Annotated in this window: 18 protein-coding genes and 4 pseudogenes; 6 read left to right on the top strand and 16 right to left on the bottom strand. The window is 69.2% G+C overall.

Features of this window, described 5'->3' with window-relative positions; all coding sequences use genetic code 11:
* Positions 1–46 precede the first annotated feature (46 nt).
* From ACFVJQ_RS37745 to ACFVJQ_RS37735, 3 genes and pseudogenes are all read right to left on the bottom strand, one after another.
* Positions 47–2,848, bottom strand: a complete 2,802-nt coding sequence (locus tag ACFVJQ_RS37745) for a SpoIIE family protein phosphatase (RefSeq protein ID WP_385790215.1) — start codon at positions 2,846–2,848, stop codon at positions 47–49.
* A gap of 198 nt (positions 2,849–3,046) precedes the next feature.
* Positions 3,047–4,099 (bottom strand): PP2C family protein-serine/threonine phosphatase, encoded by a 1,053-nt coding sequence (locus ACFVJQ_RS37740; RefSeq protein WP_385512136.1) that lies wholly within the window; start codon positions 4,097–4,099, stop codon positions 3,047–3,049.
* Positions 4,100–4,560: 461 nt separating this feature from the next.
* Positions 4,561–5,177, bottom strand: a pseudogene (locus tag ACFVJQ_RS37735) (TetR/AcrR family transcriptional regulator).
* 181 nt (positions 5,178–5,358) lie between these two features.
* Here ACFVJQ_RS37735 and ACFVJQ_RS37730 point away from each other — a divergent pair.
* Together ACFVJQ_RS37730 and ACFVJQ_RS37725 are read left to right on the top strand one after the other, a co-directional pair.
* Positions 5,359–6,129 carry an SDR family NAD(P)-dependent oxidoreductase gene (locus ACFVJQ_RS37730; protein WP_385512135.1) on the top strand — a complete coding sequence of 257 codons (771 nt, stop codon included), beginning with the start codon at positions 5,359–5,361 and terminating at the stop codon, positions 6,127–6,129.
* A gap of 266 nt (positions 6,130–6,395) precedes the next feature.
* Positions 6,396–6,542, top strand: a complete 147-nt coding sequence (locus ACFVJQ_RS37725; RefSeq protein WP_385512133.1) for a LacI family DNA-binding transcriptional regulator — start codon at positions 6,396–6,398, stop codon at positions 6,540–6,542.
* Here the strand turns inward: ACFVJQ_RS37725 and ACFVJQ_RS37720 are convergent.
* Both ACFVJQ_RS37720 and ACFVJQ_RS37715 read right to left on the bottom strand, forming a co-directional pair.
* Positions 6,525–7,912, bottom strand: a pseudogene (locus ACFVJQ_RS37720) (IS200/IS605 family accessory protein TnpB-related protein); the annotation flags it as partial. The gene ACFVJQ_RS37725 and the pseudogene ACFVJQ_RS37720 overlap by 18 nt on opposite strands.
* 376 nt (positions 7,913–8,288) lie before the next feature.
* Entirely contained in the window at positions 8,289–8,948 is a 660-nt protein-coding gene (locus ACFVJQ_RS37715; RefSeq protein ID WP_385790212.1) for a 1,4-alpha-glucan branching protein, read from the bottom strand.
* Positions 8,949–10,226: 1,278 nt separating this feature from the next.
* On the opposite strand from ACFVJQ_RS37715, the gene ACFVJQ_RS37710 reads away from it, so the two are divergent.
* A complete protein-coding gene (locus tag ACFVJQ_RS37710; protein ID WP_385512127.1) occupies positions 10,227–11,393 on the top strand; it encodes an alkaline phosphatase PhoX in 1,167 nt (388 codons plus the stop codon).
* A gap of 263 nt (positions 11,394–11,656) precedes the next feature.
* Here the strand turns inward: ACFVJQ_RS37710 and ACFVJQ_RS37705 are convergent, their stop codons facing one another.
* The 3 genes and pseudogenes from ACFVJQ_RS37705 to ACFVJQ_RS37695 form a co-directional block, all read right to left on the bottom strand.
* Positions 11,657–12,379, bottom strand: a complete 723-nt coding sequence (locus ACFVJQ_RS37705) for a hypothetical protein (RefSeq protein ID WP_385790209.1) — start codon at positions 12,377–12,379, stop codon at positions 11,657–11,659.
* A 44-nt stretch (positions 12,380–12,423) separates the two neighbouring features.
* Positions 12,424–12,630 (bottom strand): annotated as a pseudogene (locus ACFVJQ_RS37700) (alpha/beta fold hydrolase); the annotation flags it as partial.
* 120 nt (positions 12,631–12,750) lie between these two features.
* The gene (locus tag ACFVJQ_RS37695) at positions 12,751–13,467 is read right to left on the bottom strand and encodes a TetR/AcrR family transcriptional regulator (RefSeq protein WP_385512123.1); all 717 of its coding nucleotides are present in this window, start codon (positions 13,465–13,467) and stop codon (positions 12,751–12,753) included.
* Between the two features lie 111 nt (positions 13,468–13,578).
* Here ACFVJQ_RS37695 and ACFVJQ_RS37690 point away from each other — a divergent pair, with 111 nt between their 5' ends.
* Positions 13,579–14,286, top strand: a complete 708-nt coding sequence (locus ACFVJQ_RS37690) for an NAD(P)-dependent oxidoreductase (RefSeq protein ID WP_385790207.1) — start codon at positions 13,579–13,581, stop codon at positions 14,284–14,286.
* A gap of 250 nt (positions 14,287–14,536) precedes the next feature.
* Here the strand turns inward: ACFVJQ_RS37690 and ACFVJQ_RS37685 are convergent, their stop codons facing one another.
* The gene (locus ACFVJQ_RS37685) at positions 14,537–16,033 is read right to left on the bottom strand and encodes an FAD-dependent monooxygenase (protein WP_385790205.1); all 1,497 of its coding nucleotides are present in this window, start codon (positions 16,031–16,033) and stop codon (positions 14,537–14,539) included.
* An 88-nt stretch (positions 16,034–16,121) separates the two neighbouring features.
* Here ACFVJQ_RS37685 and ACFVJQ_RS37680 point away from each other — a divergent pair, with 88 nt between their 5' ends.
* Positions 16,122–16,763 (top strand): TetR/AcrR family transcriptional regulator, encoded by a 642-nt coding sequence (locus tag ACFVJQ_RS37680; RefSeq protein WP_385790203.1) that lies wholly within the window; start codon positions 16,122–16,124, stop codon positions 16,761–16,763.
* Positions 16,764–17,205: 442 nt separating this feature from the next.
* Here the strand turns inward: ACFVJQ_RS37680 and ACFVJQ_RS37675 are convergent, their stop codons facing one another.
* Positions 17,206–18,153 carry a TIGR01777 family oxidoreductase gene (locus ACFVJQ_RS37675; protein ID WP_385512115.1) on the bottom strand — a complete coding sequence of 316 codons (948 nt, stop codon included), beginning with the start codon at positions 18,151–18,153 and terminating at the stop codon, positions 17,206–17,208.
* Positions 18,154–18,363: 210 nt separating this feature from the next.
* On the opposite strand from ACFVJQ_RS37675, the gene ACFVJQ_RS37670 reads away from it, so the two are divergent.
* Positions 18,364–18,918 (top strand): hypothetical protein, encoded by a 555-nt coding sequence (locus ACFVJQ_RS37670; protein ID WP_385790201.1) that lies wholly within the window; start codon positions 18,364–18,366, stop codon positions 18,916–18,918.
* 95 nt (positions 18,919–19,013) lie between these two features.
* Here ACFVJQ_RS37670 and ACFVJQ_RS37665 read toward each other — a convergent pair whose 3' ends face one another.
* The 6 genes and pseudogenes from ACFVJQ_RS37665 to ACFVJQ_RS37640 form a co-directional block, all read right to left on the bottom strand.
* Positions 19,014–19,586 carry a class I SAM-dependent methyltransferase gene (locus ACFVJQ_RS37665; protein WP_385790199.1) on the bottom strand — a complete coding sequence of 191 codons (573 nt, stop codon included), beginning with the start codon at positions 19,584–19,586 and terminating at the stop codon, positions 19,014–19,016.
* A 196-nt stretch (positions 19,587–19,782) separates the two neighbouring features.
* Complete coding sequence (locus ACFVJQ_RS37660; protein ID WP_385512110.1) at positions 19,783–20,952, bottom strand: helix-turn-helix domain-containing protein; 1,170 nt, start codon at positions 20,950–20,952, stop codon at positions 19,783–19,785.
* Positions 20,949–21,386: a recombinase family protein gene (locus tag ACFVJQ_RS37655; protein WP_385512108.1), complete on the bottom strand. Its 438-nt coding sequence runs from the start codon at positions 21,384–21,386 to the stop codon at positions 20,949–20,951. The genes ACFVJQ_RS37660 and ACFVJQ_RS37655 overlap by 4 nt, the downstream gene beginning before the upstream one ends.
* 223 nt (positions 21,387–21,609) lie before the next feature.
* Positions 21,610–22,212: pseudogene (locus ACFVJQ_RS37650) on the bottom strand (ATP-binding domain-containing protein); the annotation flags it as partial.
* Positions 22,213–22,484: 272 nt separating this feature from the next.
* Entirely contained in the window at positions 22,485–23,114 is a 630-nt protein-coding gene (locus ACFVJQ_RS37645) for a TetR/AcrR family transcriptional regulator (RefSeq protein WP_385790196.1), read from the bottom strand.
* Positions 23,115–23,174: 60 nt separating this feature from the next.
* Positions 23,175–23,650, bottom strand: a 476-nt coding sequence (locus ACFVJQ_RS37640) for a Tn3 family transposase (RefSeq protein WP_385790194.1), incomplete at its 5' end; no start/stop codon positions are given.

Below are 23,650 nucleotides of genomic sequence, written 5' to 3'. Positions count from 1 at the left end.
TGGTGCGAGCGGCAGTGCGCGCACCCCGGCGAGAGGGCTGTCCAAGTCACAGGGCAGGATCCCCGAACTGCTCGAGCAGAACGTCGACAGGTGTGTGGCCCGTGATGGCGGATGCGCCGTCGTGAGCGCTCTGTTCCGCCCAGATGACCTTGCCCCGGGGTGTGTACCGCGTTCCCCAGTGCTGTGCGAACTGCGCCACGAGGAACAGCCCCCGCCCGCCTTCGTCCATGGTCGTCGCCCGCCGCAGGCGCGGCGAGGTGCTGCTGCCGTCCGACACTTCGCAGATCAGACAGTGCCCGTACAGAAGCCGCACCCTGACGGGCGGCGATCCGTACCGGATCGCGTTCGTGAGCAACTCGCTGACGATCAGCTCCGTGGTGAATCCGATGTCCTCCAGACCCCACTCCCGCAACTTCTCCGTGCAGTGTGCCCGCACCGAGGGCACCACCGCAGGGTCCGACGGCACGTCCCACTGGGCCACGCACGAGGGCGGGAACAGCCGGGTACGTGCCACGAGCAGCGCGATGTCGTCGGAGGAATGCGCCGGCTTCAACGCATCGATCACCGCCTGACACGTCTCCTCCGCAGTACGCCCCGCGGCCCCGTCCAACGCCCGACGCAGCGTATCCAGCCCGACGTCCGGGTCGCGGGTGCGGTCCTCCACCAAGCCGTTGGTGTACAGGACCAGTTGTGAACCCTCGGGCAGGTACAACTCGGCGGTTTCGAAGGGGTGGCCTCCCAGCCCGAGCGGGACCGATGCCGGCGCGTCGGAAAAGGTGACGGTCCCGTCCGGACTCACCACCACCGGGTCGGGGTGTCCTGCACGGGCCATCGTGCATTCCCCCGCTGTCGGGTCGTAGATCGCGTACAGACATGTCGCACCCGTCACGCCCTCACCGTCGTGTCCCTCCGTGGCATTGCCGGTGCTCTCCTCGTTGTCCATGCGTACGACGAGGTCGTCCAGGTGCCCGAGCACCTCCTCCACGGGGAGGTCGAGCGTGGAGAAGTTGTGCACCGCGGTGCGCAGTCGTCCCATCGTCGCCGCGGCGTGCAGCCCGTGACCGACGACGTCGCCCATCACCAGCGCCACTCGTGCGCCCGGCAGCGGGATGACGTCGAACCAGTCACCACCCACCCCCGCCTCCGCCGGCAGATATCGCCAGGCCACCTCCAGCGCGTCCTGGTCCGGCTGCCCCCGTGGCAGCAGACTGCGCTGCAGCGTTACCGCCATCGCGTGTTCCCGGGTGAACCTCCGGGCGTTGTCGAGGGCCACCGCGGCTCGCGCGGCCAGCTCCTCCGCGAAGGACACGTCCTCCGGCTCGAACGGCGGGGAGTCACCCGCCCGGTAGAAGTTCGCCACGCCCAACGGCACTCCCCGCGCCCGCAGCGGCACGGTGACCAGCGCGTGCAACCCGCGCTCCAGAGCCTCTCGGGCGCGATCCGGATCCTGCGCCTGCCAACCGTGAGCCTGCCGCAGATCCGCCTCCAGTACGCCCCGCCCCTCCGGCAGCGTCCGCATCTGTGGGGTCCCCGGCAGGTACGTGATCACTTCGCCGACACGAAACACCGGCATCATCCGGTGCTCGCCGCTGGTCGCCACCCGCCGAAGATGCCGCCATCCCTCGGCCGTCGGCTCTGATCCCTGCAACACCGAATCCAGCAGATCCACCGTGACGACATCTGCGAACTGCGGCGCGGCCACTTCGGCCAGCTCCTGGGCCGTACGCGTTACATCCAGCGTCGTCCCGATCCGCACCCCGGCCCCGTACAGCAGCTTCAGTCGCTCCCGCGCCACCTCGGCCCGCCCCGAGACTGCAGCCAGCTCGGTTGTGTCCCGCAACGTCACCACGCTGCCGTCCTGGACAGCGTGCGGGAACGTGAGCCGCTTGTTCACCGCCAGCAAGCGGTCCTCCGCGAGATGCACCTCATCGGTCACCACCTCGGGCGACATGATCAGGCGCCCGAGGTGCTCCGGCAGCCCCAGCTCCCGCACATGGCGCCCCTGCGCCGCCGCCGGAAGGCCCAGCAGTCGTTGCGCCTCGTCGTTGGCCAGCACCAGTCGACCGTCGGCGTCAGTGATCAGCACCCCTTCCCGCACAGCGTGCAGGACGGCGTCGTGGTGTTCGTACATCTGCGCCAGTTCCGCCGGCGCCAGACCGTGCGTCTGCCGCCGCAGCCGCCGGGACACAAGGGTCGTACCGGTCGTGGCCAGCACGAGCGCCGCCGCGCCGGCACCGAGAATGATCGGCAGCTGTGGCATCCACAGTCTCGCCACGTTCTTGACCGTGATCCCTGCGGAGACCAAGCCGACGACCGTGCCGCGGGAGTCGGTCACCGGCACCACAGCCTGCACGGCCGTGCCCTTGCCTGCGGGTAGCGGCGGGCCGCCGGCCTGCTCGATGACGGTGCGCCCTTCCAGCGCCGGTTCGAAGGTGCCGACGAACTTCTTCCCGATCTCCTCCGGGTAGGGGTACGTATAACGAATTCCCTCTGTGCTCACGGCAACGATGAAATCCACGCCCGCTCGCTTCCGTGCCGCTTCGGCTCGCGGCTGCAGCACCGCGGTCGGGTCCCGGCTGCGGAACGCCTGGACAACATCGGGGGCACTCGCGAACGCCTGGGCCGCGACGACCGACTCCCTGCGCCCCTGCTGCAGAGCGTCGTTTGCCGCCTGCAGCAGCAGGGCGGCCACCGCAGTCACGACCAACAGCACCACGATCGCGACCTGGAGAAGGAACACCTGCCCGGCTGCGCTGTGCGGGTTCAGCAGAGAAGCGCGACGGTCGTGCGAACGTCCGGTGGGCGGATGACGCGGCGGAGTCAGGTATCGCCTGATCGATGCCCGCATATACCTTTCATATCACCGCCGTGCGGGCCGGGACCGACGCAACCGACACCGTTTGCGGGCCTTGGCCCTGCCGGACATGCCGGAGCAGAACCGCGCCCGTGCCACTGGGCACCGGGCCCAGATCTCCCGACGATCAGGAGTAGGACCGCCGGGGGATGCCCAGGCTCGGCGGCGAGTCCCCGCACGGCTTCCAGCCACCTACGTGGAGCGCTCCGGAGCCCCTGTGGGCCGGCACCGGACGGCGAGCGCGGCGATGTCGTCGTCGAGTCTTCCGCCGCTGTAGTGGAGCAGGTCCCGGTGAAGCCGGTCCAGCAGCTCACGGGGCGGCGCCGAGCTGTGCTGCCGCATCCAGTCCGACAGTGGGAAGAACTCGCCGGTGCGGTCCCTGGTCTCCGAGACCCCGTCGGTGTAGAGCAGCATTTGGTCACCCGGGACGAAGGCGATGGTGTCGACGCAGTAGTCGTCTCCGACGAGCGCTGCGAGATTGAGGGGGGCCGAGGAGACGGTCGGCTCGAGGACGTGCACCTCCCCGCGCTGCACCAGCAGCGGTGGCGGGTGCCCGCAGTTGAGAACTCTGATGTGCCCGCCGCCGTACGGGATCTCGGCGATCAGAGCGGTGGCGAAGTGCTCCGGCTGATCGTGGGCGGGGGTCGCCATGCTGTAGCGGGCGATGCTGGCCTCCAGGCGACGGATGATGCCCTTCAGTTCGGGCTGGTCGTACGCGTTCTCCCTGAAGCAGTTGATCACCACCGAGGCCGCCCCGACCGCCGACAGGCCTTTGCCGCGCACGTCGCCGATGAGCAGCCGAACCCCGTACGGTGTGTCGACCGCCTCATAGAAGTCGCCTCCGATCCGGGCCTGCTCCTGGGCTGCCAGATACAGTGACTCGATTTCGACGTCGTGGATCCGGCGCTGCAGCGGGCGCAGCAGCACTTTCTGGGCTGCGTCCGCGACGAGCCGGAGTTGGAAGAGTGTCTCCTCTCGTTGGAGTCGGAGATGGCTTGCATACGCGGCCGCCAAGGTGACGGCAACGATCGCAGCAGCCGTGTACGGCGTCCCCAGATCGGAGTAGACAAAGCTGAGCCCGATCATGACCAGTAGGCAGAACGCCCCCAGCAGGACCGTCGGGAGTACGGGCCACATCGCGGCGGCGAGGGCGGGTGCCGCGGGCAGCAGACGACTGAAGGCGATCTCCCTCGGGGTGGAGACGGCCAGGCCGCTGATGACGACGGTAACAATCACCGGTGACATCAGTACTGCTTTCCCCTGGCCACCGCGGGGTGGGTGGCGGCGCCGAAGCCGTCCCGACCTGATCACAAAATGCATCTTATCGGGATGAAATGCGCATCGGCTGTGATACAACAGGCCTCATGCGCGGCGGTCAGCCGCCTTGAACTGTCCCCAACGCGCCCAGGCGACGGCCCACGAGCCGCAACCGCTCTTCGCGCCGGGCGGCAACCGAGGGCTGGGACCGGTTGCGCCTCCAGCGCCGTCAGGACGCCGGAGCCACGGCCTGGCAGGCACGGCACAGGCACACCGACGTCACTGCGGCCCCGTGCGTGTCGCACTCCTCCGGCAGCCGAGGCTCCATGCACGGAGCCGCACCCACCATGCACTCCACGTCACCAGCAGAGCCACCAGCCGGACATGGAAGCCGAGGTCGATTTCGGTGATGTGGTGGCGCCGGTCCTGCGCGGCGACAGCTGATGCCGTCACTTGCCGGTGTGCCCGGTCGCCGATGTCCGTAGGTTCTCGATGGCGTTGTCCAGCGCCGCCTCGAGGTGGGTCGTGTCACCCGTGGACATCATGATCGCCACGCCTCCCTGGATTCCGGCCAGCAACGCCGCGGCCGCCCGATCCACATCGAAGGCCGGCGACACCTGGCCGCCCGCCTGAAGGGCACGCATACCGCGGGCGAGTTGCTCCTGCCACTGGCGCATCAGCTCCGTCACGATGGCCCGCGAACCAGGGCGGGACCGCCCGACCTGCAGGAACAGGGCCCCAGGGGGCATTGATCCCCCTGCCGTTCATAGCGTTGCACCACGGCGTCACGCCACCGGTACCAGGACTCCCACGAGTCGAGACTCCCCAGGTGCGGCTGCTGATCCGCCAGGACGCGATCCGCCTCGAACTGGGCCACCGCCAGCAGCAGTTCGTCCTTGCCGTCGGGGAAGTAGTGGAAGAGCTGACTCTTGCTCGTGCCGGTACGGCCGCGGATGTCGTCGAGCGCCGCGAAGACGACGCCTTGCTCTCGCAGCACCTCGGCCGCGCCCTCGACGATGCGGGCCCGAGTGGCCCGGCCCTTGGCGGTCGGCGCGTCCGGCGTCATGCCCCCTACGTCAGTGGACTGGCGAGTCCACTTTACAGACCGAGACCCGACCGACTCGCGCATTTCGGGACTTGCTGGTCCATTTTTGGCGACGCACAGTGGGTCCCGCGGCTCGGGCACGGGCCGCCGTCCGAAGCCGGTCGGCTGGCCCGACCGCGCAGTGCCAGACAAGGGATCACACATGGGTGAAAGACTGCGGAACAAGTCGGCGCTGGTCACGGGGTCGACCAGCAATATCGGGCAGGCGATCGCCGAGGCGTTCGCCGCCGAGGGGGCGCACGTCATCGTGTCCGGGCGCAACCGGGAACGAGGCGCGAAGGTGGTCGAGGGCATCCGGGCGTCCGGTGGGCGGGCCGACTTCCTGGTGGCGGACCTCGACGGCAGCGCGCAAGCCTCCCAGAACCTCGCCGAACGGGCCCGCGAGACCTTGAGCGGACGGATCGACATCCTGGTGAACAACGCCGGCATCTACCCGGCCGCCGTGACCACCACGACCGACGAGGAGACGTTCGACCAGGTCTACGCGGTGAACGTGAAGGCACCCTTCTTCCTGACCGCTGCCGTCGTCCCCGCCATGACCGAGTCCGGTGGCGGGGTGATCATCAACCTCGGCTCCTGGATCGCACGCCTCGGCGTCCCGGTCGGCGCGCTCTACAGCTCCACCAAGGGAGCCGTGGAGACGCTCACCCGGGCATGGGCCGCCGAGTTCGGGCCCATGGGCGTGCGAGTGAACGCCATCTCGCCGGGTGTGATCCTGCCCGCGGCGCCGGAGGGAAGCGAACCCCATCCGGGCCAGGTCATGATGAACGGGACCCCGGCCGGCGGCGTCGGCACCCCGGACGCCGTCGCACACGCGGCCGTCTGGCTGGCCAGTGACGAGTCCGCCTTCGTACACGGAACCGTGGTGGACGTCGACGGCGGCCGCACGGGCGCCGCGGTCATCGCCGCGTAGCGCTCACCACCGCGGCCGGGCATACAGGGCGCAGCCGAGTGCCTGTCCGCGGTCGGAGGCGGCGGGCGGGCCGAAGGAGCCGGTGACCCCGTTCGGGCCCTCCCCCGGTACCCGTCGCCGCCGCACGGATGCCGCACCGAGGAGGGGATCGACAACGGCGGCTTGAACGATAAAGTCGACCGACTTGGGGCACCGGGGGCCCGAGGACGCGGCTGACCGTCCGTCCCCCGTGCACGGTTCACCGTTCGGCCGAGACCATCCAGGGAGTGAGCGTGGCACTCGACTCCGGGCGCGGGCGCCCTGCCGCGGGAGGCTCCGCCACGATCTCGGATGTCGCTCAGGCGGCCGGGGTCTCCCGCCAGACGGTGTCCAACGTGCTCAACGCACCGTTCCTGAAAACTGAGCGGGAGTGAGTCCTGTTGCCAGGACCCATGCTCAGCCGAACGTCCCGAACGGTGTTGGGCGTTCTGGTCGACCGCGTTCGCGCCGCGTCCGGCGCCGACGGATCGTGTCCGTGGTCCGGGGAGGCGGGGGCGGTTTCCCTCACGCCCCGGGGTGCCCGGTCGGGCCTGGGCGGTCCGATGCCCGCACGATCGCTCCGGTGGGTGCGGGGCGGTGCCGTCCTCCCCCAGTGCCTTAAGGGCCTGGGAGGTACCCCCAGCCGGATCGGGTGCCCCAGGGCGCGCCTGCCGATCGCCACGGCGGCAGCGTCGTGGCGAGTGGTCTTCCTGGTCTTCCTGGTCTTGGTGGTGAGCGGCTTCTGCCAGTGCCGGGCGCCCCGCTTTGAGGTGTAGGCCGGGTCGACGGCGACGATGGTGATGCCGAGTTCGGCCGCCATGGACGCGAGCCGGGCCCGCAGCCGGGAGGTGGGCATGCCGGAGATGAGCTTGCGGAAGCGTTTGCGGCGGCCGTGCCTCTCGCGGGTCTTCTCCGCTTGGAAGTCGAGGTCTTCGATCGCGATCGCGAGGCCGTGGCGCTTGGCCCAGTGCAGCAGGCGGATCAGGGCATGGCGGACTTGCGCATCGCGGTGGTCGGCGGTGCCGGACAGGTCGTAGCCGAACCGGAGTGGTTCGCCAGTGGGGTTGCCGTGTTCGTCCAGGCGCCAGGCAGCGAGGTGGTCCGCATTGGTGTCCACGCCGATCAGGCCGTTCGCGCGGGCCGCGTCCACCGACACGGTCCTGACCGGCGGGAGCGTCCACGACGCGGTCAGGTACCAGCGGCCCCGCTCCACGTCTTCGTGGATGCGGTAGGCAACGGCCCGGTTGGCGGTGATCCGGTCGCGCCACTGCTCGCCCCGGTGCGGAAAACTCGCGCGGGCGTTGAGCACGTAACGGCCGTGCGGCGCGTTTGCCAGGTGCGCCAGCGGGGCCGGGAGCTTGAGGGAGGCTTCGCCGCCGTCGGTGACGCGGAGGGTCTCGTTGCCGTACCGCTTGCCGGACTCGCCGTCCGCGGCAAGGAACCGGCGCCCGGCCGCCCACCGGGCGTGCCACTCGGCCTCGGTGAGCCGGGCAGCCTGCAGGTGGTGGCGGGTGTTCAGCAGCCGTTTGCCGCCGCGCACCACGCGCACGACGCCGGCCTCACGGTCCGCCCGCGCCGCCCGGTGCCGGTCTTCGAGCAGGCGCAGGCGGCGGGACTTGGCGAACCACTCCTGCCTGCTGCGGTAGCCGCCCGGCACCTGCTTGGTGCCCTTCGCGCCCACGGGCAGGGACAGGCGGTGCTCGATCGTCTCGATCCCGGCTTCCAGGCTCTGGATGTGTGCGAGCTGGCCGCGCCGGGCGAGCATGCGGCGGAACTGCACCTCCCGGATGAGATCACCGTGCTGGACGAGGTTGCCCTCGAATATCCGCCCGCAGAGGGCTCCCACGAGGCAAGCCTGCGGGTGATCGGACGGCATCCGGGCGAACTGCCGCCCGGCGCCACCCTGTTTCCGGCAGAGTGCGGGGAACGCGTGCACTGACCGCTTCTCCGCCGGTCAGGTGCAGGCCCTCGCTCCGGGCTCGGTCAACCCGCATCACGACGAGCTGCTCGTCCGACGCGGCCGACGGCATCGCACCACCGGCCGGCTCCTCCACGGACTCAGACGCGGATACATCCACCTCGGCACAGTGACCGCCGCCGCGCTCCTCATCTGGCTCCGGTCGTGAGCGAAGATGTCGCGGCTACGCCCGGGTGCCGGTGTGCAAGACGGCGAACACCCCCCGGGCGCGGGAGCCATCCGGCATCTGCCAGGAGCCGCTGACGTGGCCGGTCGCTCCCCGTGGAGGAGCAAACAGGCCGTCCGGGGCGGGCTGCAGGACCCGGTGCACGCGGAGGGTCGTGCCGTGCGGCGTAGTCAGTCCGGTGCCTTCTTGATCGTCGGTGGCGGTGACGTCCGTGGAGGTGGAGCCTTCACCGGTGTAGGAGACGATGACCTCCCGGTCGGGGACGTCGCTGATGTTCTGGTCCTGGGCCTGCGCCCGCCCCTCGATCAGGGCCAGCAACTGGGCGACCAGCACGGGGTCGTGGCAGCCGTCGTAGGCCCAGCGCTGCCCCAGCACGCCGTGTTCCATGGTGCCGACGAGGGCGTGTTCCGCCCCGTCGAGCGGGGCGCCGCGATAGGTGAGCGGCACCAGGTAGGTGATCGGGTGAGGGCCGGAGGCGTCGGTGACCACGATGAACTCGATGCCGACCTCGCCTTGCGGGTCGTCCAGCCGGAAGCCGCCGGCCTTCGCCAACTTCGGTTCGCCCGCGCCACCGCGGTACCACGGGCGGGAGGGCAGCCAGGAGGTGAGCAGTTCCAGCTTGGTCGGCTTGAGGACGGTGTGGTGGATGACGGCCATGCCAGAGGATCTCTTCCCTTGAGCAAATACGAACCCTCACACCTTCGCATCTGCGCGGCGCTGATAGAGCGGTTTTCCAGCCGACAAGATCCAGGAGACAGGCCCTGAGGCCAGAGGCCGCGTCAGCCGCTGACTGACATCCTCTGACACACCCCACCCGCCACACTGACAACGGGCTGACACCGGCTGAAAGGAGGCAGCGCTCCGGGCTGACAGCCGCGCCGGACTGGCGGGACCACTTGTCCAGCCTCGGGACTACGGGCCAGACAGCCACCCCGGACAGCGGACGGGACAGCACCGGACAACTCGCAGCAGTGTCCGGTCCGCAGCGGGACATGTCCCCCGTGTGTCTGTCCGCGGCCGGGCACCGGCCAGCGTGGCCGGCGGGCATCTCCCGCCCCCACCGTCGTGGCTCCGGCCGGGGCTTGGTCATGACGACCGGCCGAACGTGCGGCGTTCCAGTTCGTTCAGGCGAGCGAGCGACGCCTGACATGTTCCAGTCCCGCGTGGGCGGACTCGACCTGCTCAGCGAACCGCTGCTGGTCGGCCTGTTGCTGCTCCCGACTCTTGCCGCGTGGGCTGGTGGTCCACATAGCCGCTTCGGTTTCTCCGGGGCGGCGACGCCGCGCGCCACGGCGGCACGACGCCGTCCAACTCGGTCAGCAGATCAGCGTCCGTCCTGCCATTCCGCTGGGGGCGAGCGTCCACGTCGGCCCGCCCGCGCACTGCGGGGACGCCGCCAGCGACGCCTGCCGTCTCGTCGACAGCGACGCGGCCCGCAGGGCCATGGCCGTTCCGGGCAAACCGCTCCGAGGTTTCCCGTCCTCTGCGGTCGCCCCCAGGGTGTTCTCGCGCTCGCCCGCATATGTGAAGAAGGTGGACCTGCTGCCCGGCAGCCAGATCGTGGCGGTCTGTACGCGAGGCAGGCACCGGCAGGCGATCGCCGTCCCTCGAGCGCCGGGCACGCCCGGAGCGCTTCCGGAGGCCGGGGCGCCAGTAACGACGCCCCACAGCATCGATGAGCGGGAATCGCCAACGACCCGGGCTTCTTGGCCTGCTTCCCATCAAGGAATCTGCACCAGCTGGTCCGGAGGAATTCCCTGATGGTTCATTTGATGACGGGCTGATCGTTTCTGCGCCAAATCTACTCACCGGTTGGCCGAGAGGAGTTGGCCCGAGGGATCCTTACCGTCCCCTGCCAGGGGCCCTAGGGTCCCGGTGACCAGTCGGCGGCGCTCAACCAGACATCGTTCGCCCTTCTTTGACGAAGGAGTACCTGTGGAACGTCGCAACTTTCTGCGCGGTGCAGTGATCGGCACCTCGGCCGCCGTCTTCGGCGGCACCCTCATGCACGGTGCCGCCTACGCGGCCCCGGCCCAGAACGGCCCCAGCCCGTACGGTGGCCTGCTGGCCGCCGACGCCAACGGGATCATGCTGCCCAGCGGCTTCACCAGCAGAGTCATCGCCCGCTCCAGCCAGACCGTCCCCGGCACCTCCTACACCTGGCACGGCGCCCCCGACGGCGGCGCATGCTTCGCCGACGGCACGGGCTGGATCTACGTCTCCAACTCCGAGCTCGGCACCGGTGGCGGCGCGGGCGCCGTCAAGTTCAACTCCTCGGGCACCATCACGGGCGCCTACCGCATCCTGTCCAACACCCGGAACAACTGCGCGGGCGGCGCCACCCCGTGGAACACCTGGCTCTCCTGCGAGGAAGTGAGCCGCGGCTACGTCTACGAGACCGACCCGTGGGGCGTGAAGGCCGCTGTCCGGCGCGACGCGATGGGCCGCTTCAAGCACGAGGCGGCCGCCGCCGACCCGGTGCGCAAGGTGATCTACCTGACCGAGGACGAGTCGGACGGCTGCCTCTACCGGTTCATCCCCACCACCTGGGGCGACCTGTCCTCCGGCACACTCCAGGTACTGAAGGCCGGCACCGGCACCTCCGGCTCCTTCACCTGGACGAACGTGCCCGACCCGGACGGCTCCCCCACCTACACCCGGGACCAGGTCGCCGGTGCCAAGATCTTCAACGGTGGCGAGGGCTGCCACTATGCGAGCGACACCGTCTGGTTCACCACCAAGGGCGACAACCGCGTCTGGCAGCTCAACCTGCTCAACAGCACCTACGAACTGGCCTACGACGACAACCTGGTCACCAACGGCACCGCACCGCTGACCGGCGTCGACAACGTCACCGGCAGCTCCTCGGGCGACCTGTTCGTCGCCGAGGACGGCGGCAACATGGAGATCTGCATCATCACCCCCGACGACATCGTCGCCCCCTTCCTGCGGATCACCGGCCAGTCCAGCTCGGAGATCTGCGGCCCGGCCTTCTCCCCCGACGGCAGGCGGCTGTACTTCTCCAGCCAGCGCGGTACGTCCGGCAGCTCGTCCGGTGGCATCACCTACGAGGTCACCGGGCCGTTCCGCACCACCGCCTGATCGCAATCCCGTAACCACTCACCCAGCAGGTCGCCCACTCGCCTGCCTGCGGCGCCCGGAGGAACACCGGGCGCCGTCGGGTCAGTAAGCGGGAAGGCCCAACCGGCCGGGCTGGTGGCTCTACGGCCGGGGCCGGACCGACCAGCTCGGACCGGACGGCCCGGTCCCCTCCGCTGGACGGACGCGAACCACGCGGGACGAATTGCCCAAGGAAACGGAACTCCCGCGCACGCGCGATCCGGATCTGCGGTCTGCACGGTCGGCTAGGTTGCCAGGTACTTCCTGAGCACATCAGCCTCGCGTCGGAGTTGACGTGCAGCGTCGTGCCGGCCGTATGTGTCGTATCGATCGGCTTCGTTGGCGCGGTCTCCGATCTGCGCCTGCAGGAGAGCGCGAACCTCACCGACGGACAGGACGCGGCGTTCTGCTTCTGTGGAGCCGGCCCCGCTCCGGGCACCGGCGACGTGTTCGCTCGCGGCGTGTGCTGCTCGGTCGGGTGCCGCTACAGCTTCGGCGTTGTCGATGACGGCGAGGGCGGTGCGCAGCGCGGCGACGGCATCGGGCCGGCGTGCCTTCATCGCGGCGACGAGATCCGTACGAAGCATCGAGCGCAGAACCCGGGCGTCTTCGGTCGGCTGGGCCTCGGGACTGCTGTTCATTCCCGGCCGTGCGTCGGACAGGAACCGCTGGACCGGCTCGAGGTATCCGGTGGGGATGTGGCCGGTGTCGGGCAGCAGGGTGACCACCGCGTCAGGGACCAGGTGGTGCACTCGGCGGGTGGTGTCGTGGGAGTCCAGCATCCGGTCCCGCGCTCCCGCGACGACCAGTAACGGCACATCGAGACGGCGCAGTTGATCGTCGGTGAAGACCGGCAGCCGGTCACGCCGCGGTGTGTAGCTCCTGTGGATGAGCAGCAGGTAGTCATCGAAGGCGCGCCGGGTGGCCGCCTGCGGGCCGGACGCCGGTGGGCGGCCGGGTCCGAGCACGAACCGGACAGCCGCACGCCGGCCCGCCTGCCGAAGGGCATGAGAAACAGCGACGCTATGAGCGCGCCGTATTTCTGGCGCCCTATGCCACCGGGTACGAGCAAGGCGAGCCGCGTGACCCGCTGCAGTCGGCGCAGGGCATAGTCGAGCGCCATCCACGCGCCCAGCGATGCCCCGACCAGCGCGGCCTGCGTGATGCCGAGCCTGTCCAGCACGTCATCGAGCCACTCGGCGTAGGCGTCGGAGGTCAGGGGCGGCCGGGCGGGCGCGCGCGACAGTCAGGGTGTTCCAGTCCTGTTCGCCCCTGACGAGCCGTCCGCCGGTGCGGAGCACGCGCCGGACTTCGGGGAGCCTGTCGGCGCTTCGGGCGTTCAGCGCCGGCGCGGGATGGCCAACGTCCTTATGAGCTGGGCGAGTTCCTCCTGGAAGAGCTTCTCCGGGCTGGTGGTCTGGGTGTGCATGTGGCCGTAGACCTCCAGTGAGACGAGGCCGTGCAGGTGCCCCCAGACCCGCAGGGCGAGGGCGACGGCTGCGGGCGGCAAGTCGGGGAAGGCGGGGCGCACCTTGTCGAGGAGCCCGGGGTCGAAGTCGGACCAGTCGAAGGCGCTGTCCTGGTAGAGGTGCTGGGCGTGGGGCCATGCGGCTGCCGCGAGTGCGGTGAGTCCGGTGCAGACCCGGCGTGCGGCATCCGGGGCGGGGCCTCCTTCGGGAGCCTGGTAGCCGGGGACGGGGTCGCCGTAGATGAGCCGGAAGCCCTGGGGGTTCACCAGGGCCCAGGTCCGGAAGGCGTTGGCCCATGCCTCGATCCGGGCGGCGGGATCCGTGGCGGGGGTGGTTTCCCAGGCAGTGTCCACGGTGTCGGCCAAGGCGGTGTACACGTCGTTGATGAGCGTGGTGACCAGGTCGTCCCGGGTCGGGAAGTAACCGTAGATGGCGTTGGCGGTCATGCCCATCTCGCGGGCGATGGCCCGCAGCGTGATGGCGTCCGGCCCGCCCGATGCCATCAAGGCCAGTGCCACGTTCTTGATCTCGGCCGTGGTCTCGGCCCGAAGCCGCTCGCGCCTTCCCCTGCTGCCCGTGACTGTCACAACAGACACTCTACAGCGTCTAGTTAGCCCTGTACTGAAAGTTCACGGCGTATAGTTTCTACACGGCGTCACCTCCGTGGCGTCCCACGTCTGCATGCACAGGGGAGAACCATGCACATCGGAGTCATCGGAGCCACGGGAACCATCGGCAGCCGGATCGTCATCGAGGCCCTCGACCGCGGCCACCAAGTCAGGGCGTTCAGCCGTGACGCCGCTCAGGCGCAGCGCGAGGAGCGTCGGGACAACATCACGTGGGCGAGCGTCGATGTTCTGGACCCTAAGAGCATCGCCGGCGTCCTGCCCGGCCTCGACGTCCTGATCAGTGGGTTCCAGCCGGGCAATGCCGCCAAGGACTTCGCGGACACCGTGCGGCGCTCGATCGCCGACCCGACCGGCTACGCGACGGCGGCGCGGGCCCTGCTGAAGGCTTTGGAGAGCCACCCGCGGACCCGGCTCATCGTGATCGGCGGCGCCGGCAGTCTGGAGATCGAACCGGGAGTGGTGCGCGCCGACTCCGACGAGCTGCTGCACGCCGCCCTCGACCAGCTCGGACTGCCCCGCGAATACGCCGCAGCGGTGCGCGGCCACCGGGACGCCCTCGACGTCTTGCGGACCTCGAACCGGCTGTGGACCTACTTCAGCCCTGCGGAGGAGATCGCCCCCGGCGAGCGCACTGGGCGTTTCAGGGTCGGCGGTGACCAGCCCGTTCTGGACGCTGATGGCCGCAGCCGCATCTCGGTGGAGGATGCGGCTGTGGCCCTGATCGACGAAGCGGAGCTGCCTCGTTTCGTCCAGCGTCGCTTCACCATCGGCTACTGAAAGCCACAGCCCAGATCCCCGTGGGGGAACTCGTGAACTCCCCCACGGGCAAGGGTGACGTCTGCCTGTGCCAACCCGGTTGGTCGGCTTTTCCAGGATGGTGTCCCACCGTGTCCGTTCGGGCGACCATCAGCCTCTGCAGCGAACCGGGTGGTGGCCTCGTCGGGGGTTCGGGTTGCCGCCGCAGGCCAGGACGTGCGGATCGGCCACCGATCGCGTGAGTGCAGTCAGGCCATAGTGGCCAGGGAGCTCAGCGCGCTTCCGTCAGGTTGCCGGCGATCGCCGAGAGCAGGGTTTTGCTGCAGGCGGCGGAGTCGTCCGCAGCCCAGCAGACGTAGCCGTCGGGACGGAAGAGCAGGGCGGCAGCGCCCACACCGTCGGTGCAGGTGGCACGGACGAGGTCGACTCGTTCCGGGAGTCGGAGATCGGCCGGGACGACTCCGGCCGGATCGAGCAGTACGGCGTGCCCCGAGCCGAACAGCGCCGACAGCCGGGTGGGACCGGCTGGGGTGACCAGGTCGATGCCTGGGATCCGCTGTCCGGTGAGCGGATGCTCGCCTGGCAGCTCGTAGCGCAGCGACAGGCCGGACAGCAGTCCTGCGAGGTGACGGTTGGTGTCGGGCAGGCGCATCAGGTCGATGAAGATGTCGCGCAGGGCGGCCACGTCCTCGCTCGGGTGCGGGTCGGCCAGGACCCGCTGTGCCGATGTGTGCTGCAGCACCTGGGCGCCGACCGGATGCCGTTCCGTGTGGTAGCTGTCCAGGAGGCCGCTCGGCGCCCGGTCCTGGACGGCCGCCGCCAGTTTCCAGCCGAGGTTGAACGCGTCCTGGATGCCGAGGTTCAGGCCCTGGCCGCCCAGCGGCGGGTGGATGTGTGCGGCGTCCCCGGCGAACAGGACGCGGCCCGTGCGGTAGTGCTCCAGTTGTCGCGTGGCGTCGGAGAACCGCGAAGAGTTGTCCACCGCGCCCAGGGTGGTCTCCTCGCCGTACACCGCCTGCAGCGCGGCGGTGATCTCCTCGTGGGTGACGGGGGTGTCGCGGTCGGTGTCCGCTCGGTCCGCGCGCCCGAAAGTGAACCGGTACCGGTCACCGCCGAGCGGGGCCAGCATGGCCCAGTAGCCGCCACCCTGACGGGTCAGGGTGCTCATGTGCCCCAGCTGCTGCGGCACCAGCGACGAAACGGCGGACAGACGGACGTCCGCCAGCACCGCCTGATGGGTCCCGGGCCTGCCGGGGAACGGGAGCCCGAGCAGTTTGCGCACCGTACTGTGGCCGCCGTCGCACGCCGCCAGATAGCGCGCCCGCACCCGCAGGCCGTCCGCTGTCACGGTCACACCGTCGTTGTCCGACTCGACTGCTGAGACCGCAGTGCCGCGCAGAACCCGCGCGCCGTCGGCGGTCGCCCGCTCCTCGAGTACCTCCTCGATCCCCCACTGGGCAATCGCGATCGGAAAAGGGTGCCTGGTCTGCCACGGGGTGCAGTCCAAGGGCACCGGCAGGGCCGCGAAGTGCCCGCCTACCGGTTCAGTCGGCACGGCCCGCTGCAGCAACGGCTCCAACAGCCCGCGCATCTGAAGCAGTTCGGCGGTGCGGGGCTGGATCGCGCCGCCCTTCACCTGCTCGATGCGCTGGGGCAGCTTCTCCACCACCAAGGTCTCGACCCCGGCCAGAGCCAGTTCGCACGCCAGCATCAGCCCGGCCGGGCCGGCGCCCACGACGACGACCTCGGCCTCGATCTCCGTCAACACCTTCGCTCCGTCTCATTTCTCACCTGGGAGTAAATATATACCAGGTGCAGAAATAACCTCGGGGTAACTTCTTGCTACCGTGGGTATCGTGGACGGCAAGCCAGGACTACGGGAACTCAAGAAGCAGCGGACCCGCGCAGCGATCTCCGAGGCGGCGATCACGCTGTTCCTCGAACACGGCTTCAACCAGGTCTCGGTGGCCCAGGTGGCCGAGGCTGCAGAAGTATCCAAACGCACACTCTTCGCGTACTTCCCGACCAAGGAAGACCTCGTGGTGCATCGCCTCGCCGACCACGAGACCGAGGCCGCCCGGGTGGTGCGGGCCCGCCTGCCTGGCACCGCCCCGCTGACCGCACTGCGCGAGCACTTCCTCACCGGGTTGCGCGAGCGGGACCCGATCACCGGGCTCAACGACCATCCCCAGGTGCGCAGGGTCCACCGGATGATCCTCGACGCGCCCTCGCTGGTGGCCCGGATGGAAGGGTTCAAGACCGGCGCCGAACGCGCACTCGCCCATGCATTGCAGGAAACGGCAGACACTCCGGAACTCACCGCGCGGCTTGCTGCCGTCCAAATCGTCGCGGTGCAGTGGGCGCTGGCACAGGACAACGCCGAACGCCTGGCGTACGGGGAACCCGCCGACGAGCGCTATGCGGGTGCCGTGGAAGACGCCAAGCACGCGTTCACGCTGCTGGAGAACGGACTGCATCACCTGATTCCGCGGCAGTGAAGTAGAGCCCTGCTAGCAGCGAGCGCCGATATCGCGGACGCGATCCCCTGCGGCCTGCGGACCAGCATCAACGGCCCGGCCACCACCCCCGTGCAGGCTCGGGCTGTCAGCCCGCTCCGCACTCTCCGCCGATCACCTCGGCGTCAGCCCCAGCACTTTCAGGACAACTCGGCAAAACCACCACCGGCTTCAGGGGGTTGCCCTGCTCCACAGGCTGCGAGGTGGCCGTCAGCCTGCCGCCTTCCCAGGAGAGCTCCGGAGGCCGGCTGTCTGATTACGGAGGGTTTGAGAACAGTTCCGCGAGGAGCCGGGTGCCGTCGTCGCGCTGTCCCGGCGGTTGGGAGCTGGTCTGCGGCTTGGCGCCGGAACGCTGTCGCCGTAGCGCCGGGCGCGGACGGGCTCCTGGCTGCGTGTGCCGGTGCCGGCCGACTCCCCGGACCGCTCAGGTGCGGGATCGCTCCTGACGCACCCGCCGCACGAGGTCGGCCGCGGCCTGCGGCCACTCGGGGTGGTCGAACGCGAATCCCGCTTCGAGCAGCCGACCCGGCACCACCCGCCGGCTCTTGAGCAGGAGCTCGGTGTCGGAGCGCAGCACGAAGGCGCCGATCTCGGCCATCCACTTCGCCGCCGGCAGGCCCACAGGGATACCCCAGGCCCTGCGCAGCGCGCCCATGAACTCCCGCTGCGGCAGGGGGCTGGGAGCCGCGAGATTGACCGGTCCAGCGACATCCTCCCGGTCGATCAGAAACTCCACCGCACGGACGAAGTCCCGATCGTGAATCCAGGACACGTACTGCGCGCCGCCCGCGACCGCCCCGCCGAGGCCGAGGCGCGCCAGCCACAGCAGGTAGTCGAAGACGCCACCACGATCGGGGCTCATGACCATCGCCGAGCGCAGGGCCACCCTGCGGGTATGCGGCGTCCTGGCCTGCTCCTGCTCCCATTTCTTCGCGATCTCGACGCTGAAGGCCCAGTAGCCGGGAACTCCGGGTTCGGTGCCACCGATCACCCCGGTCGCCTCGTCGTGGGGCTCGTTGAAGCGGTGGGCGTAGATGGTGGCGGTGCTCATCTGCAGCCAGACCCGGGGAGGCCGCCGGGCAGCCGCGATCGCCTCGCCCACAACACGCGCGGAATCCACGCGCGAGTCCATCATCTCGCGGAGGTTCTCCTCGGTGTAGCGACAGCTCACGCTGCGGCCGGCCAGATTGATCACGACGTCACTGCCGTCGATCGTCTCCGTCCAGGGGCCGAGCGTTCTGCCGTCCCACCGGACGTCACGGTCCTGCACCGGCCGTCTGGTCAGAACCACGACCTCGTGACCCTCGGTGGTCAGGGCACGGTTCAGGATGCCGCCCACCTGACCGGTTCCCCCCGCCAGAACTACCTTCACCCGGGCCCTCCCTCACACTGTGCACCGAGACCACGGCCTGCTCGCAGCGGCCTCCCCCGGCATGACCGTACCGGTGGGCCGGCCGGCCACGTTTCGCTGCCCGCACTGGAATTGAGCAATCAGCGGGGTCGACGGCTGTGGCCGTGGCATCTTGGGCGAGTGATGCGCAGAGACGAACAGGAGTGGCTGGCGACTCAGCGTCCGTCGCGCGTGCGTGAGGTCCAGGCAGGTCGCCTCGCCTGGACCGAGGTCGACCTCATCGACATCGAGGGCGGGTTCGCGCATCCGTTGCGTGACGGGCTGGAAGTCTTCGGCGTCCAGGTGAACTATCTCCGGGTCGGCCAGCCCCGCCATCTGGTGGCGGCACTGGACGGCAGCCGACCGATCGCACCGTATGTGATCGTGTCCTGCCACGGCGACGAGGGACGCATCCTGATGGACGATGTCGCCGAGGAACTGGCCAGATTCCAGCCGTTCAACGGTGCCGTCGGCCCGGACCGAGTACGCGAACATTTCCACCTGCCGGGCAGCGTCACCCTCGTCACCGGTTGCGACACCGGGGAGCCGGCACTCGCCGACGCCTTCCTCGACGCCGGCGCCGACATGTATATCGCCCCGCGTGGCGCCCCGTTCGGCTATGCGAGCGTATTCGCCCCGTTGTTCTTCTTCTACGAACTCACCGAGCAGCGCACCCCCATGGAGGCCGTCGAACGCCTTCGCGCGCACGATGGCGAACTTGCCATGTGGCAGCTCTATCGGCGCTGACCCGCAAGCCCGCGCCTGTCCGGCCGGGATGCTGCGGGGAGCTCATGGCAGGGTGAGATGCGAGTCCGGACGGCGCATCGTGTCCACGTGGAGCGTCAGGGTCGGCGTGCCCAGAACAGGGCATGCCCGCCGTCGCCCTCCGGGATGAACTCCTCACGCTCGACTGTCAGGCCGGCCTCGTCGATCCACTGACGGTTGGTGGCGGCGTCCGCGTGACTCCACCACATCGGGGCGCCGCCGCCGAGCCAGTTCTCCTCGGTTCCGGTCCACGCGCCGTGTCCCGTGGTGGCCACGAACCAGCCTCCCGGGCGCAGCCACCCGGCGATCCTCCGCAACAGAGGCGGCTGCTCGGACAGCGGAATGTGTATCAGGGCGAAGAAAGAGACGACCGCGTCGAAGGACGCGGCATCGAAGACTGCCGCCGTGGCATCGGCGTGGATGAACTCCGCCTGAGGAACTTGTTCCCGGGCCCGGCGGATCTGCACCTCGCTGATGTCGATGCCGGTGACCCGGTATCCGGCGGCAGCCAAAGTACGTGCGACCGGCACCCCGCTTCCGCAGCCCAGGTCCAGCACCGTGCCACCGGCCGGGATCCGCCGGCACAGGTCATCAAGCAGTGACTGGTACTCCGTCTCGGCACCGTACGCCTCGTCGTAGCGCAGGGACACGGCGTCGTACCCGCGCGGACAACGTCTTTGGGATCCGTGATGTCCACGCCGAGACGCTAGCCAGTGGTCGCGTGCCACGGCGAACGGATATCCCGGCATGTTCGTTGAACGACGAAGGAAGCAGACGTTGAACGTCAAGCTCAGGGGCGCCACCACGTCAGGCCTGGAGCGCTCCCTTCCGCTGCAGTGAGGGTGGTCAGCCCGTCCGGACCAGGAAGCGCTGATCGTCCGCGCCCGTACAGGGCTCCTCGATCGCCTCGGCCCCCTCGACGGTGTCGTCGTCGACCAGGCCGAGGCAGCGGCTGCTGTTGGCCGGGCGGATCCGGAATCCCTCGGTCTTATCAGCGCTGACGGGTTCCAGGCGGAACAGGGTGGCGTGGGCACAGTCGTTCCGAGGCTCGAGCATTCCCTTGACTTGACCAGTGCTCATGACCGTCAGGCACCCCTTGCCCTCCTGAGGGTGGTGCCACTGGATTCGGTACAGACTCTCGCCGGCCGGTTCTAGGTAGGTGCGCGGCACGGTGATCTGGGCGCAGGGAAGCTGGACCGCGACGGCGTGGTCGTAGGCGCCGTCGCGGTCGCGTCCGTCGGTCAGGCAGAGGTCGGGCGTACGGGCGGGGCGGATGGTGACCCAGCCGCCGGCGGGAGATCCCTGGGTGTCGGAGTTGTCGGGGATCAACCCCCAGGCCAGTACGGCGAGCAGTGGGACGATGAGTGTGGACGCGAGCGCGACTGTGCGGCCCTTGAACCGGCGTGGCTGAATACCCGCGACTTCTGCGTTCTGCGGTTGAGGCCGGCGCTCGAGGTGCGGCGGCCGGTCCTCGTCCGACTGACCACTCGTGCTGCCCGCGGGTGCCGTTGCGGGCACGTCGGGGGTGCGTGCGGCAATCTGGTCCCTGGCGTCCAGCCAGAGATCGACCCGCTGTCCCTCCCCGCAGGCGCGCACGAACGCGGCCAGCATCTCCGGCCGTGGCAGGTTCGTCCGTCGCAGGACGTCGGAGAGCGTGCTGCGCGCGAGCACGTCGCCGTTCCGGGCTGCCCGCTCCTCCAGTTCGCGATAGGTCAGCCCAGAACGCTCCTTGAGCTGCCGCATCGATGTGATGAAGCCGACAGCGTCCTGCGCCTCGTACGGCGACGTCTCCCCCTGGTTCTCCATGGGGGTCAGTGTGCTGGGGACATGACATACGAGGCAACGGCCGATTCCGCCGTGTTCTCTCTTGGCGAGCGCGATCCGACCACCCTTCAGCTCGGGCACGGACTTGTAGATCGTGTTCCTACTGACGCCGAGAAGCTTCGCGATGGACGTGCCGGTGTTCTCCGGGCGGGTGAGCAGGTCCTGGGCGTGACGCACCTGTTCCTCGGTCATGGCGGCGGGCGGCCGAGGCGGGCACCGCGGGCGCGGGCGGCGTCCAGACCCTCGTTGGTGCCCTGCACGATGAGCTCGCGGATGAACTCCGCGAGCGCGGCGAAGACGTGGAAGACCAGGCGCCCGCCGGGCGTGGTGGTGTCGAGCGCCTCGTGCAGCGAGGTGCAGCCGATGCCGCGCTTGCGCAGGCCGGAAACGATCGCGATGAGGTCCTGGATGGAGCGGCCGAGCCGGTCAAGTGAGGGGACGACGAAGGTGTCGCCTTCGCGGAGGTAGTCGAGGGCCTTCCAGAGTTCCTCGCGCTCGGCGTTCTTGCCGGACTTCTTGTCCGCGAAGATCCGGACGCAGCCCGCTTCGGTGAGGGCGTGGATCTGCCGGTCGAGCAACTGGCCCTTCGTCGATACGCGGGCGTACCCGACGAGCACGCCCCGCATGACGGGGGACGGGGGCGAGGAGATCGGCGGTGTCGTCCTGCGGTGGCTGCACCCGCGTGATCGTACAGAAAACGGTGGGGTCCAAGTTCTTGAGCAAGCCGACTTTTTGACACTGTTTCTCGCGCATGATCCGGCGCCGATCCGGCTACGGACCGCCGCTTGCTGGTCTTGTTCAGGAATCGGTCGATAGATGAACGCCGGAAGTCTTGGGCGTGCTGGGTGTTCAGGACGTCGGGGGTTCGATGTGCTGTGACTCCAAGGGCCGGATCGCGAGCGGCAGAGATAGAGAGTGCACGACGTGGAGGCGGGAGACCGCTCGGGTGAGCGCCACGTACAAGCGGTTCATGCCGCGGGGCTCGGCTTGGACGATGGCTGAGGGCTCGACCACCACGACGTGGTCGTACTCCAGTCCCTTGGCGGTGGAGGCCGGCACCACGGTGACGCGGGCTCCAAGAATGTCTGGTCCGGATGCCGGGATCCCGGCCGTGATGAGAGCGCGGTGGAGCTCTTGTGCTTCGGTGTCGGCTGCGATGACACCGATGGAGCCCGCGTGCTCCAGCGCTGTGTTCACGGCCGCGACTGTCGCGGCGGTCGTGTCGTGGGTCGCCTCGATGCTCGCCTCTCCGTCGCGGCGCAAGGATCGGGCGGGTGGTACGTCCGCGTCGAGGTGGTTCAGAAGGCGGTTGGCGAGTTCGGCGACGGCGCCAGGGACGCGGAATCCTGTGGTGAGTGGGGTGACGATGGCGTCTGGCTTCCCCAGGTGGGTGAGGAACTGGGGCCAGTCGCGTGCGGCCCAGGGGGTGGTGCCTTGGGCGAGGTCCCCGAGGAACAGCGGGCCCTCGGGCAGTTCCCGAAGTTCCTTGGCCTGGCTGCGCAACTGGTAGCCGAGTACTTCGGCGTCGGCGCCGGATGCGGAGGCGTCCTCACCGACGACTACCTGCTCTTGCGCGCCGTCGATCATGGCCTTCAGCGCCGCTCGGCATGAGTCGTGGTAGGCGCGTTCCCGGGTCAGGGCATCACTGAGTACGGAGTCGAAGCGTGGCATCCCCCCACGATAATGCAACCGAGTAACGTTTTTTACCTGGTTGCGGCGTGAGGTCAGGCAAGGTGAGGCAGTCCAGCCTCGAGTTGCGCGAATGCTGACCGGGCTACTGCCACGGCCTCGGGATAGAGCGCGTCCGCGCTGCGGCCTGCGGTGATTTGGCGCCAGTTCTCCTGCGCGAGGACGCGCTGGACGGCAACAATCTGCCCGGCGGCCAGACGCGCCTGGACGCCACCGTCGGTTTCGCTGCCAAGGACGTCGGCAAGAGCAGCTTCGTCCCGTTCCACATGAGAGTGCAGGCGCGCCATCAGTGACGGCGTCCCGTACAGCAGCCGGTGGAAGGCGAGCACCTCGGCGTCATCGTTCAGGCCGGTCACCGGATCGCGCCGGGCGAGCCCGTCCAGGAAGTGGCACCGCAGCGCCTCCAGCGGAGAGCACCCGGCCGGGCGCCGTGCGACCACCCTGCCGGCCTCCCGCTCGTGGTCGGCCAGCCGATGCAGAACCAGGTCCTCCTTGGCCGGGAAGTACCGGAAGAGCGTCGGCTTGGAGATGTCGACAGCTGCCGCGACATCAGCGACGGTCACCTGCTCATAGCCCTTCTCCAGGAAGAGCCCGATGGCCGTATCCGACAACCGCTGATACATCTGCCGCTTCTTGCGCTCACGCAGCCCGCCCACGTCGCCCATGCCAGGAAGCGTACGCAGTGACCAGCCGTACGTTGTCATGCCTTCTCAGCTTCGCCCTGCTCACGTTCGGGATGCCGTGCCGTCCTCGGCGTCTGCTGACGCGCGGGGGCTGGGTACGGTGACCGCGGCGAGCTTCAAGCGGGCGCCCATGTCAAGGTTGACCTCCTCGTACGAACGCACGTGGAACCAGAACAGCGGGGTCAGGGCACGCCGGTCGGCGGGCGTGAGGAGGTCGGCCCACTCCGGCTTGCGGAGGATGTCCTGGAGCATCAGGGTGTTCACGAAGACCAGGGCGGACTGCAGAATCCGCAGGCACAGGACGAACATCTCCTGCTCGTCGCGCCGGTTCGAGGCGACTCCCCGCCCTTGCCGTACACGATCACGGAGTTGGCGCCGCTGGAGGACTCCATCATGTTCAGGCCCTCCTCGATCTCCAGCATGGCCGCGTAGGTGGGGTGGGAGGCGTTGCGGGTGAAGCGGCGCAGGATCGCCTCGGTCGACGCGGTCCGCGTACGGATCGCGGTCGCATACTTGAT

It is taken from the genome of Streptomyces sp. NPDC127197 (assembly GCF_042672405.1).
Taxonomy (GTDB): domain Bacteria; phylum Actinomycetota; class Actinomycetes; order Streptomycetales; family Streptomycetaceae; genus Streptomyces; species Streptomyces flavusporus.
The sequence above is the reverse complement of the archived record's forward strand: the minus strand, read 5'-3'. Positions and strand labels throughout refer to the sequence as shown.